Annotated in this window: 13 protein-coding genes; all 13 read right to left on the bottom strand. The window is 40.0% G+C overall.

The window, feature by feature from the left end:
- Positions 1 to 221 precede the first annotated feature (221 nt).
- The 13 genes from SD449_RS05075 to SD449_RS05015 all read right to left on the bottom strand — a co-directional run bounded on the left by SD449_RS05075 (position 222) and on the right by SD449_RS05015 (position 12,620).
- Positions 222 to 674 (bottom strand): pyridoxamine 5'-phosphate oxidase family protein, encoded by a 453-nt coding sequence (locus tag SD449_RS05075; protein WP_036378982.1) that lies wholly within the window; start codon positions 672 to 674, stop codon positions 222 to 224.
- 178 nt (positions 675 to 852) lie between these two features.
- Entirely contained in the window at positions 853 to 2,046 is a 1,194-nt protein-coding gene (locus tag SD449_RS05070) for a phospholipase D-like domain-containing protein (protein WP_318309157.1), read from the bottom strand.
- Positions 2,047 to 2,048: 2 nt separating this feature from the next.
- Complete coding sequence (locus SD449_RS05065) at positions 2,049 to 3,308, bottom strand: MFS transporter (protein WP_318309156.1); 1,260 nt, start codon at positions 3,306 to 3,308, stop codon at positions 2,049 to 2,051.
- Positions 3,308 to 5,455 carry a copper-translocating P-type ATPase gene (locus SD449_RS05060; protein WP_318309155.1) on the bottom strand — a complete coding sequence of 716 codons (2,148 nt, stop codon included), beginning with the start codon at positions 5,453 to 5,455 and terminating at the stop codon, positions 3,308 to 3,310. Before SD449_RS05060 ends, SD449_RS05065 begins: the two co-directional genes overlap by 1 nt.
- Positions 5,456 to 5,467: 12 nt before the next feature.
- Positions 5,468 to 6,199 (bottom strand): PPK2 family polyphosphate kinase, encoded by a 732-nt coding sequence (locus tag SD449_RS05055; protein ID WP_036378977.1) that lies wholly within the window; start codon positions 6,197 to 6,199, stop codon positions 5,468 to 5,470.
- Positions 6,200 to 6,210: 11 nt separating this feature from the next.
- Positions 6,211 to 6,504, bottom strand: coding sequence for a phosphoribosylpyrophosphate synthetase (locus tag SD449_RS05050; protein WP_318309154.1), 294 nt, complete (start codon positions 6,502 to 6,504; stop codon positions 6,211 to 6,213).
- Positions 6,505 to 6,510: 6 nt separating this feature from the next.
- Positions 6,511 to 7,107: a hypothetical protein gene (locus SD449_RS05045; protein WP_318309153.1), complete on the bottom strand. Its 597-nt coding sequence runs from the start codon at positions 7,105 to 7,107 to the stop codon at positions 6,511 to 6,513.
- A 44-nt stretch (positions 7,108 to 7,151) separates the two neighbouring features.
- Positions 7,152 to 8,045 (bottom strand): ribose-phosphate pyrophosphokinase, encoded by an 894-nt coding sequence (locus SD449_RS05040; protein WP_318309151.1) that lies wholly within the window; start codon positions 8,043 to 8,045, stop codon positions 7,152 to 7,154.
- An 8-nt stretch (positions 8,046 to 8,053) separates the two neighbouring features.
- Positions 8,054 to 9,556 (bottom strand): thymidine phosphorylase family protein, encoded by a 1,503-nt coding sequence (locus tag SD449_RS05035; RefSeq protein WP_318309150.1) that lies wholly within the window; start codon positions 9,554 to 9,556, stop codon positions 8,054 to 8,056.
- A gap of 3 nt (positions 9,557 to 9,559) precedes the next feature.
- Positions 9,560 to 10,936, bottom strand: a complete 1,377-nt coding sequence (locus SD449_RS05030; protein WP_318309148.1) for an MBL fold metallo-hydrolase — start codon at positions 10,934 to 10,936, stop codon at positions 9,560 to 9,562.
- A gap of 15 nt (positions 10,937 to 10,951) precedes the next feature.
- Positions 10,952 to 11,206 (bottom strand): hypothetical protein, encoded by a 255-nt coding sequence (locus SD449_RS05025; RefSeq protein ID WP_136565982.1) that lies wholly within the window; start codon positions 11,204 to 11,206, stop codon positions 10,952 to 10,954.
- A 27-nt stretch (positions 11,207 to 11,233) separates the two neighbouring features.
- Positions 11,234 to 12,073 carry an ATP cone domain-containing protein gene (locus SD449_RS05020; RefSeq protein WP_036378964.1) on the bottom strand — a complete coding sequence of 280 codons (840 nt, stop codon included), beginning with the start codon at positions 12,071 to 12,073 and terminating at the stop codon, positions 11,234 to 11,236.
- Positions 12,066 to 12,620, bottom strand: a complete 555-nt coding sequence (locus tag SD449_RS05015; protein WP_318309147.1) for a potassium channel family protein — start codon at positions 12,618 to 12,620, stop codon at positions 12,066 to 12,068. The genes SD449_RS05020 and SD449_RS05015 overlap by 8 nt, the downstream gene beginning before the upstream one ends.
- Between the last annotated feature and the right edge of the window lie 4 nt (positions 12,621 to 12,624).

Raw genomic sequence — 12,624 nt, 5'->3', positions numbered from 1 at the left:
TAGGGTCATTAAAATGTCCCAGAATGGTTTTGCCACAATACGCCGTGAGCTTAATTTTCTTCAATTATTAGATTAGAGATTACTTAGACCTTAAAAATCGTATTCCAATTTTAAACGAATTTTGGCCTTGTTTAATTTTTTTTAACCACGTTAAAATCTTTTCGTTTCTCATTTCGGAATCCTATGATTCAAAAAGATGGTCTCTTTTTGAAATCTATCTTTTATTTTTTTCTTCTTTTACCCGACATTTCTAGTATTTTGATTTGAAAGACGACTGGAATGCCATTAGCAGATGATTTACTGGAAAATTCATTGATGAACCCTACCTCTCTGTTTTCTTTTCTACGGATAATGTCCTTCACGCCTTCGGTGAATAGATGTAATTTTTGTTTGGCACTACTGCCTCGAATTTCTTCGAATGTACCTTGTAACATGACCGATTCCCAATTGGATATGGATTGCACTTGTTCGACTTGAACGGCAACCGATTTGTTGGCTCGCATCGCATCGATTTTATGGCCTTCCGAGGTATAGCTAATGATCGTATTGTCCGTAGGGTCAAAATAATAGGTAAAGGGAATCACATGGGGCTTCCCTTGCCATAGATAGGCCAAGTGGCCGAGGTAATTGTTCCTGAGTATGCGTTCGATCGCGTTTGGTGTTAAATCTGTCATTATTAATGTATTTCAATATTACTAATCGTTTTATATGTATGGTGCCTAGCGCAGTTACAGTTTGCATTCCGCCACTGATTGTATATTTCCTTATTTTAGGTTCTTGTGCCGTATGGTTTGCTGCTCGGGTCGTAAAGACAGATAAACGAGCCCAACCATTTAACCACTTGCCAACATATTATAACCTATAATTTTTCAAAAACCTTAAATGCGGAAGAAAGGTCAGAAAAAGCATAATCGTTCGTACCATTTGGTAAAAAATCCAATTACCCAACTTATTGAATATACCGGCTCTTTGTCTTAGACTCCCCTTTGTAATTTCGCTACACTCGCTTATAACTATTTCAAAGTCAGCCCGAAGGTTTTCGGCAAATTCTACTGAGTGAACCTCTACGTTCATTTCAATGCTGCCATAGCAACTAAGACTGTTCAAGTTAAATGAACCTACGGTAGACCATTTGTTATCAACCACCGCAGCTTTACCGTGTACTACGGATTTGTTCCACTCATAGATTCTCATATGGTCGTCTAGAAAAGAGGAGTACAAATGTTCGGTTGCCCTACGCACCAAAGGCACATCGCTAATACCCGCTAAGATCACCGTTGTTTTTATTCCTCTTTTACACGCCTTTTTCAAAGCCTTTGCCAATCTGTTTCCAGGTAAAAAATACGAGCCCACGATTACAATTTCCTTTTCGGCATGAATGAAGGCGTTCGTGTAGGCATCACAGACTTCCGTTTTTTGCTGTAGCCAGTCGTTTTGTAAAATTCCCACGAGTGCACTACCGGCCGAATGTAAAACTGGTGGTATTTTTTTTGAACTCCCTTTTTTGAAAAAATAATCGCTACACAATATTTGTAGATTCTTGGCTGCTGGGCAGTTTAACTGAACGGCATAGTCCAACCAAGGTTCCGAACCTGTGGTTCCGTGGTACTTATCGGCAATATTGATTCCGCCTATCAATGCCATTTTTTCATCGGCGACCACAATTTTATGGTGCATCCGCCTGCCGATATAAAAATTGTTCAGAGAGAATAAAGGTGAAAAAAAACGAAGTAAAATACCATGCTGCACCAAATCCTGGGCAAAACTATTGGGTAATGCAGCGCTACCATAGGCGTCCAATAAGACATATACCTTTACTTTGCGCTGAGCGGCTTTCTTCAAACAGGAGGCTATACGGTTTCCTGTTTCATCATTTTCAAAAATGTAGGTCTGTAAATAGATTTCTTTTTCTGCCTTATCGATTAACTTTTCCAGCCTTAAAAAATAGTCTTCTCCCGAACGAACCAATTCAACATATTTCGAATTGTCAGCAGCATTTTGAAGTGCTGTTTTACTACGTTTTCTAAGTGCATATCTATGATCCATCGCTATAGTTTTTTATGCTGGTCGGCCAATAAGTGCCCGTCAATCCCTTTATTTGGTCGCTTCAAAAAGTAAACCAGTCCCATAGCACCCAAAATTGTTGCACCGGCAATAATAAAAGGGTAATAAAACCCACCGGCTATCAGCCAAGTCCCCAATACCGGGCCCAAAATTTGACCGATACTGTTCGTGGAACTTTGAATGGATATATTCCTTCCCGTATTTTCCTGGGAAATCAAAGAAACTGCCGAAAGCAGGTTTGGTGTCACCATGGCTCCCCCAGCTGCGAAAATTAATATGGTACCATAAATGAATAGTTCACCGCTCACAAAGGGGAAGACAATTAACGAAACACCGGATATTAATAGCCCCAATGTTATTTGCTGTTTTGAGGTCAGCATTTTTTCGCCATAGGTCGCGAATACAGGCTGCAAAACGGCCATTGCAGAACCACAGAGCATAAAACCAATACCCACCTGATTGGTTGTAAAGGCCAACTCATCCTTTCCATAAATTGAAAACACGGTCTCGAACAAGGTAACCACAAACTGCATCGCAAAGGACAAGAGCAACAAAATGATAAAATAGTTACTCAGGGAAAAACTGAATTTGACTGCCTCAGAAACAATACGATTTTTTATTTCCGTATTCTTCAGCGATTTTATGATTATCAGCAATACCACAAAGCCCAAAAGAGCGGCCAAAATAAAGGGAACCGAAAAACGGTCTAAGTGGAACACTCCAAAAGAGTATGTATAGTGTAGGTTCGTTTGCGACAGAAATCCCCCCAGAACAGGGCCAAATATCACACCGGAACTGATAGCGACCCCAGACCAGGCCATTATTTTGGTCCTTCGCTTTTCAGAGGTAATATCACTTAAATAGGCATTACTGACCGGGATGACCGCTGACGTAAAGATGCCCCCTATAATACGGGCTATATATAGCATCGACAGAGAGGTGGCAAGACCGGTTAGCAAGTTCATCACGACAAAACCTACAAGCCCCAATAGTATTATAGGTTTACGGCCGTGTTTATCGGAAAGCTTGCCCCAGACGATAACGAACAAGAGCTGGAACAATGGATAAATACTGGTCAACATTCCGATATGGAAGTTGATAAGGTCCGTATCCAGATTGTCTTTTAGAGCCAGTCTTTCGGTATAATATGGGAGGGTAGGCAATAAAATGCCGTAGCCCAACATCACTACGAACAAACTCAGTAAAACGAGAAATATTCTACCAAGTTTTTCTTTCCTGTTCATTAGTCGTTGCCTATTTTTCTTTTTAACAATTGGGCATTAATGGCAACGATAATTGTACTCAGACTCATAAAAACCGCACCTACTGCTGGGCCTAAGACAAAACCGGATGAATATAAAACCCCTGCGGCCAACGGGATAGCCACTACATTATATGCCGTTGCCCAAACCAAATTCTGAATCATTTTGTTATAGGTGGCTTTACCGAACAGTATGAGGTTGGCAATATCTTTAGGATTGCTATTCACCAGAATAATGTCGGCTGTCTCAGCGGCCACATCTGTACCTGAACCCACTGCTATGCCAATATTTGCCTTTGCCAATGCCGGCGCGTCATTGACTCCATCACCTGTCATAGCCACAAACTCTCCTTTGTCCTCCAGTTCATCAACAATTTCGACTTTTTGATGGGGGAGTACCTCGGCATAATACCCATCCAAACCAAGTTTGTCACTCACAGCTTTGGCTGTTTTTTCATTATCGCCCGTAGCCATTAAGACTTTGATGTTATTCTTTTTGAATACTTTGATGGCATCGGCAGATTCTGGCCGTATTTCATCAGCCAGCGCAATATACCCTGCTAATTTTCCATCTATTAGAACAAAAACTACGGTCTCTGCGGCATCGCTGTAGGCATCTTCGGGAATTTCGATTTTTTCATCCCGAAGATATCCCGGACTTACTACCTTGACATCCTTACCCTCTACGATTGCCTTTACACCCTTGCCCGTTATGGCGTTGAAGTTTTTGGGCTTTGGAATCTCAATGTTCTCTTCTTTGACTTTTTTGATGATACCTACGGCAATGGGGTGTTCGGAGCTTTGTTCCAGAGCGCTGGACAGCCTTAGTATTTCATTCTTGCTATACGATTTATTGACCGACTCAATTCGGGTCACCCCAAAATCACCCTTTGTTAATGTTCCCGTTTTATCAAACAATAAAGCTGATATTTTTCGGGATTCTTCAAAGGCCGTTCGATTCCGGATCAATAAACCATTTTGGGCAGATACCGCAGTAGATATGGCGACAACCAACGGAATGGCAAGACCGAGCGCGTGTGGACAGGCAATGACCATGACCGTTACCATTCTTTCCAATGCAAAAACAAATGGGAGACCTAAAATCAGCCAAACCGCGAGTGTCCCAAAGCCAATGGCCAATGCAATATAGGTCAGCCATTTGGCCGCCCGATCTGAAAGGTTCTGCATCTTCGATTTCGTGCGCTGTGCCTCATCGACCATCTTGATCACCTTGTTCAGGTAACTGTCCTTACCAGTATGTTCTACCTTTACCCTTAAGGTACTATTGCCATTTATGGAACCTCCGATGACCTTATCCTGTACTTCTTTTTTCACCGGTTTTGACTCGCCTGTCAGCATCGACTCGTTCAGGTAGCTGGATCCTTCGGTGATGATGCCATCGGCGGGTACTTTCTCACCGGGTTTAACCAATATGATGTCATCTTTTAGCAAATCCTCTAGTTTTACATCTTGAATTTTATCACCCACAACTTTATGGGCCTCGGCGGGTAGCATACTGACCAAAAGTTGGAGCGCCTTGGATGCTCCGAGCACCGATTTCATTTCCAACCAGTGTCCCAACAGCATAATGACAATCAAGGTGCTTAGTTCCCAGAAAAAATCCTCACCAGGGAGTCCGAAAACTGTGGCAGTGCTATAGAAATAGGCTACACTTATGGCCATGGAAATCAGGGTCATCATACCGGGTCCCTTGGATTTTATTTCATTATAAAATCCTTTGAGAAAGGGCCAGCCACCCCAGAAATAGATGAAGGTGGATAGTGCAAAAAGGATGTAGGGATTACCGGGAAGCAATAGGTCATACCCAAAAAACTCCTGTATCATTGGCGATAAGAACAATATTGGGATGGTAACGATTAAAGATATCCAAAACCGTTTTCTAAAATCCTTGACCATCATTTTATGGTGGTCGTGCCCCATTTGTCCGTGAGAGGGGTTATGGCCCGAATGGTCTCCACTTCCGTGATCCATTTTAGAATGGTCTTCTCTTTGGTGTTGCTTTTTGGAGGAGTCCATCTTAGCATGGTCATGGTTACTGTGATCCATTTTTGAGTGATCCATCTTAGAATGGTCCATTTTTTTGTCCTTGTGCTCTTTGTGATTGTCCATAGTGTTCTATTTTTAGGTATTTGGATATGTTAAATTATGTTTTTTAAGGTGTTCCAATACTATTTTGGCAACGCAATAGTTGCGGTACCAACGTTTGTCGGCTGCAATAATGTGCCATTGAGGGTCGTTGCAGTTGTTCATTAACATATTATAAGCCTCTCTGTAAACTTCCCATTGGCTGGCCGCTTTTTCGTCTTCGGCACTATATTTCCAGCGTTTATAAGGTTTGGTCTGTCTTTCTTTGATACGTTCTTTCTGTTCTTCTTTGGAGATATGAAGAAAAAATTTGAGTACATGAATGTTATTTTGCCTAAGATGCTGTTCCATATATTTTAATAGCTTGCAACGGTGTTCAAGTATTTCTTCTTCGAGGGAATTGGTAACCTTGGGTACCAGGATATCTTCATAATACGAGCGGTTAAAAACTTGTATCATGCCCTTTTGGGGAAAGTGCGGATAGACCCTCCACAGAAAGTCGTGCCTGAGCTCCTCTTCGGTCGGCTTTTTGAATGATTTTACATGAACACCCTGTGGATTCATGCCCTTAAGCGCATTACGAATCGTACCGTCTTTTCCAGAAGTATCCATTCCCTGCAAAATAATCAACAAGCCAAAGCGCCCATCGGCATAAAATTTGTTCTGAAGCTCAAAAAGTTCTTCCCGTATCCCTAACAATCTTTTTTTGGATTGTTTTTTTGAGCTACCTGCGGGAGGAAGGGTTGAAATTGTATTTAAGTCTATCATAGGTTACAGTTTTATCGTAATTTTCTTCGCATTGCTTCCGAGATATTTTCAGCATATACGCCATAGGCATCTACTAAAAGACCTTTTATCCCATCTTTTGCCGAAATTGCATATAAAACGCTATTATCATCGGTACTACTCATTCCTTCAAAGCGATAGGTCTTATCCACTTTAAAGTCTTCGGGATGTATCTCAATTTTTAATGAAGCACATTCCAAGCATTCCGGTTTCAAGTTGAAATCATAGGTATAACCATTTGCTTGCAAGTCGTTTATGGCTTCAGAAAGGGTATCGTAATTTTTCATTTTTTCTTATTTGTAATTCATTATAAAATAGCTACCATCCGCTTCTGTAAATTTTTGAAAGGTCAACAAACCATTATCGCTTAACTTTTCTACTACATCATAATCAAGTTGCTTAATGCGAATACCCAATGCATAGGCCTTAATGTTGATTTTTGATTTAATCTTGTTTTGACCACCCTCCAATTTTCTGTCGTAAATCTTTATGATGCTTTTTGAACCGAAGAAATTCAGCAAGCCCGAATCAAAACTCATTTTTAGTTCAATATCCTCAAGGTTATCCAAATCGTATATTTCTTTAAAATTTATAGAGTTGGTATTGATTTCGGTTTCCTTTGAGTTTGGTTTAGCAAAGGGAAATGCCATTACCATAATACTGGCTTCATCTGGTTTGCAACGATACGTTGTTGTGTACTTTTCTTCTGATTTCTCTTTATCATTAAACAGTTCAGTTATCACCTCAATCTGATAATACCTATCTTCTTTTATTATTTTTCCTGCTTTAAACGTTTGTTTGTTAAGCAGCATACCATCTTTATCAAAATTTTCCCTTACTATAGTTCTGCCTGAAATCTGCCCAATGAGCATTTCAGTCTGTCCATTCATTGTTATTATGGATAGAATAAAAAACAGTATGAAGCTTTGTTTTTTCATATATGTTGCATCAATTTCTTTACTTCTTTTGCCAGTATATCACTTAAATCTATAGCATTTGAAGGATGTGGAATGGTATTGCAAGTCACTATTTTTTCTACACCTGAATCCAATAAATCCTGATAAGCATTTCCTGAAAAAACTGCGTGGATACCAACACAAATAGGTGGTTTCATTCCTGCTTTTTTTAGATGACCGACAGTTTCAATCATGGTGCGTGCTGTAGAAATAATATCATCAACCAAAATAGGTGTGGCATCTTTGTATTTGTCCACGTCAGGAACAGAAACTTCAACATTACGGTCACCGTGACGTACTTTTTGCAACACAGTAAATGGTGCTCCTGCGTTTTTTGCAACCTGTGAAACCCATTGCTCACTTTCTGAATCGGGACCAATCAATACCGGGTTTTTGATATTTTTCTTTATCCATTCTGAAATTGCATCTGCTGCGTGAATTACCTTGTTGGGAATATGATATACTTCTCCCAAAGAGCTTATTCTATGCAAATGAGGGTCTACGGTGGTAATGCTATCGGCAAATCCTGAAATCAACTTCCCAAAGAAACCAGAAGTTACACCTTCACCTTCATTAAAGATTTTGTCTTGCCGCATATAAGCAAGATACGGTGCTACCAAACAAGTACACATCGCACCAAGCGATTTTGCAGTATGGCTTAAAAAATAGAGTGGCAATAGTTTTTCGTCTGGTTCGTGCAACGTGCAGACGAGTACGACACATTTGTCCTTAACGTCAGACAGAATACGTGTGTATGATTCTCCATCAGGAAATTTTCGCAAGGTAGCTTTGCCTACTTCAGCATCCATTTTTGTTGCTAAAAGTTCTACCAGTTCCTCATTTCCCGGAAGACTGAATAAAATTGTTTTCATAATAGTATCTAAATTATGGTTATAATGTCATTGTGGTTGTTTTTATATTCCAAAGCATAATGAAGTTCGCCCTGCGATTCTGCATAAAGGGTGTACAATAGTTGGTCTTTCTCAACACTATCGTTTAAATGAACATTCAATAAAATTCCTGCAGATTTAGATTGGGGTGCGCCTGAAAGTTTTGCGAGCTTCGCTATCTTTCTATTGTCAATACGCTTTAAAATACCGGAAGTCTCCGCTCTGATTTCTGTTTTATAAGGTGCCAAAACAGGTTGTGTAAAACGCCCCTGGGCTTTACAAATGGCAAGAAATTTTTCGTAGGCCTTTCCAGATGTAAGTATCTCTTTGGCAGTTTCCATTCCTTTTCCTTTTTCGACCTTTCCTGAAAGTTCTAACAGTTCTCCAGCCAACAGTATAACACGTTCTTTTAGGTCTTTGGGTGCATTTTCTTCATTTTTTAGCACATTCAATATATCGATAGCTTCTAAAGTTGGTCCGATGCCATAACCTACAGGCTGCGAGCCATCTGTTATAATTACTTTTACATTTAGGTCAATGGCATTGCCTACAGTTTCCATATGGTTTTGTAGTTTTTTAGCCATTTCCATACTTCGTACCTTGGCCGTTTCACCCACAGGTATATCAATAACAACGTGAGTAGAACCTGCTGCTGCCTTTTTAGATAATACCGAGGCTATGAGTTGGCCTTCACTATCAATATCCAATGCTTTTTCAATTTTAATGAGCACATCATCTGCGGGACTTAGTTGGGCAGTACCGCCCCAAACAAAACAGCCACCTTCTTGATTTACTACGGTCTCTATCTCGTCAGCAGAAAGAGTTACATTTGTAAGCACTTCCATGGTGTCTGCAGTACCTGCCGGGGATGTAATAGCACGGGATGATGTTTTGGGCATTGTAAGTCCGTACGCAGCAACTATGGCTACTACCAATGGAGTGGTTCTATTGCCTGGTAATCCGCCAATACAATGTTTATCAACAACGATTTCTTTATTCCAATTCAATTGCTTTCCAGAGGTAATCATAGCTTTTGTGAGGTCGGATATTTCATCAATATCCATTCGGTCACCTGCACAGGCTGTTATAAATGCTGAAAGATGGATGTTGGAATAGTCGCCTTCAACGATGTCCGTGATAATTTGATTGTAGGCGTTGTAATCCAGTTTTTGGTTATAGATTTTTGCCCTGACGTGGCTTAACGATTCGATAGGTTCCAAATGGGAAACGTACAACGTGTCATTGTCGGAAACATTCAACTTTTTTGCAGCAGCGTCTGATAGACCTATTTCATTAGGTAGCAGGATATCTGAGTTTATAACGTTAAGGCTTGCGACAATGGAATGGGTTGCGGTGGAAACCCTAATTCTGGTCAATGCCTCAAAGCCCTCTGAAATGCATACGTGGCAATCCTCACGCATATACACTACATTTTCGTTTTGGGTATAAATTCCTAGATGCTTGTATTTTAATATGTTTGAATGTTGTTCCATAGTTTATTCTATTTCTTCAATGCTATATAATTCTGGTATTTCAGCGTCCCAACCATACGTTTCCTCGATGCCTTTTTGTAATGCTTCTGCACTTTCTTTTTCACCGTGCACTATGAAAATCCGCTTTGGTTTGTTTAGTATCTCACTCATCCAATCCATAAGTTCTGTGTGGTCTGCGTGTGCAGATAGTCCCTCAATCTCAGCTACCTGCATATGAAATGGCACCCATTTTCCATACACTTTTAGTTCTTTTTCACCTTCCAATAATTTTCTACCACGCGTTCCTTCGGCTTGATATCCTACAAAAAGTAAGGTGTTATTTGGGTTTTGCGCTTGTGTCTCCAAATAATTGAGCATTCTTCCACCAGTTAGCATACCACTCCCAGCAATCACAATTTTTGGTTTGTTGTCGGTTCTTAATTCCATAGTTTCCCGATAACTACTTACAACCGTGAAATGTGAACACATTTCATCACATTCATTGTCCTCTAATCTGTGCCAATCTCTTGTGCGATGGAAGAGTTCCAGTACATTAGCGCCCATTGGGCTGTCCATTATCATTTGTACTTTTGGTATTTTATTTTCCTTGAGCAATCTCCAAAAAATAAGCATCATAAGTTGGGCACGTTCTACCGAAAAGCTTGGGACAAATAGACTGCCACCTCTATCAAGGGTGTCATTGACCAGTTTTTCAATCTGTGGAATGGCTTCTTCTTCCTCTGGATGAAATCTTCCGCCATAAGTGGATTCAATAAACAGTACATCGGCCTTTTTCGGGTTTAATGGTGGGTATAAGAGTAAATCATGGGTTCTACCTATATCTCCTGAAAAGACATAGCGTTTTCCATGTACATCCAAATCGATGTAAGTTGCTCCCAAAATATGTCCATTGTATTGGAAACGGGCTTTTATGCCATCAAACAATGGTATCCATTGTGATTGCGGAACGCCCTTAAAATGTGGAACGGTTTTTTCAACATCCTTTAAATCGTATAGTGGCTCTGCTGGACTGTGCTTGGAATAACCTTCTTTGTTGGCACGTTCGGCTTCCTGTTCCTGTATTTTAGCACTATCGTTCAGAATGATTTTGGCAATATCCAAGGTTGGATTTGTACCGTAAATAAAACCATTAAATCCTTGTTTGACCAATCTTGGTAGATAGCCTGTGTGGTCCATATGGCCGTGTGTGAGCAAAACCACATCAATCTCTGAAACGTTCACAGGGAGATATTCCCAGTTTTTGAGACGTAACTCTTTTAAGCCTTGAAACAATCCACAGTCAATCAGTATTTTTTTGTTTCCAGTATCCACTAAATATTTGGAACCGGTTACTGTACCAACCGCTCCCAAAAAATGGATGTTTATTTTATTATTTTTCATTTTTATAATATTTTTTTAGTGGCCACCACAGCAAGAAGGTGTGTTACTTTTGTCTTGAGTCGATTTGTACAACTCTACTATTTCATTATAAAGATTTCGCGAATCCTCTTTGATAAAAAGGGCTAACTTTTTAATGGATGAAGGTTCAAAGTTTACCATTTCCAATAGTATTTCCAAGGCTTCTTCAAGCAGTTTTGGGTCATCTTCCAATGCTTCGTAAAATGGTTCTAAATCAATACTCTTTTGTTTCTTTAATTCTTCTGTTTTCATGATAGTTATTTTTAAGATTTTATTTTTTTAATGGTTTTTGCACAGTGCTTCGGAATCCTCCAAAATCTTTTTGTGCCTTGTTTTATCTATTCCGATTTCATTTAGCAAAGTAGGTGTTTCGTGAAGCTCTTTGCAGAGCACAATGCCTTTATCCAATAATTTGGATTTCTCGGCCTTCGTCAAGGTTGTTAAAGAGGTTAAGGGATGTAGGCCGGATTTGTCTATGCGTTCTTTCAGACCGTTTCCTTCCGGATAATCCCAACTTGTAAGCATCAGCCCAACACAGGTGCCATATTGTATAGCATCAGTTGTAAAACGGGTGTTGGTGTACACTCCACCCTGATGAAACTTTGTTTTGTGGCCTTGCTGTTTTTCCCATTGTTTTTCGACATCCAAAAATCTTGAATGTATATATAGTGGAATCTTGACATTGCAAAACCTGCCTTGGTCGCTATGGTATTTGCATTCAATCATATAATGTTTCTTATCCTTTTGGGCAATGACATCTACTTCATGGGTCACACAGCTTCCCTGTATGATGCTACTGACTTGTGTCTGAAATCCTTCGTGTTCCAGCAATTTGCCGACAAACTTTTCAAAGGGGTAGCCTGAAGGCCCCAGTTCCATCAGCGCTTTTTTGAGTTTGTATTTTGATGCGCTTACCCGAGATTTCCTTTTCAACATCTTAAAGGCCATTTGATATATCTTCTTGGTGGTCATTCCGTCGAAAACGATGTCCTCAATATTTTTGACAATCTCATTAATTGTTATTTCATTCGCACCGGCCCGTTCCAATGACCGCCTTACTTTTTCCATTTGAAAAGGTGCCTTCTCGCCGCTTGCTTTTATAATTGTTATCTTATCCATTAATGTGTATTTTTTTAATATTGGCCAAAGCAAAGACGACCAAGAAAAAGGTTAGGAATATTTCGAGCATGACAACAAATCTGGCTACGTCTGAAGTAGGAACAATATCGCCGTAGCCCACCGTTGAAAATGTGATCACACTGAAATAAAAAAAGTGATACAAATTGTAGAGATACGAGTTCGAATAATCAGGAACGCCTTCAAATGTGGTATGGTTAAATTGGAAAAGACAAGCATAGTCGGTCGCATAGGAGAAAATGCTAATGATGATAATCAATCCAAAAACCCAAAGCAATCTCTCCAATGAATGACAGATCTTGATCAATTTTGACAAGCGTTTCAGGGTAGTTGCCGTTATCACAATGGTCTTTCCAAGTGCTGCCGCAACGATAATTATGTGGAATGGAAAAGAGGGGTGGTCTATCATCGACATCAAAACGACATACAGGATGCCTATTCCCAAAATGGTAACCAGGGGCAATACCGTTCTGTCCAACAATAATTTGTAGAAGGCTATTTCTCGTATTTGACCTAAGCTATCGGACATAGTG

It is taken from the genome of Flagellimonas crocea (genome assembly GCF_033441595.1).
GTDB classification, from domain to species: Bacteria; Bacteroidota; Bacteroidia; order Flavobacteriales; family Flavobacteriaceae; genus Flagellimonas; species Flagellimonas crocea.
The sequence above is the reverse complement of the archived record's forward strand: the minus strand, read 5'-3'. Positions and strand labels throughout refer to the sequence as shown.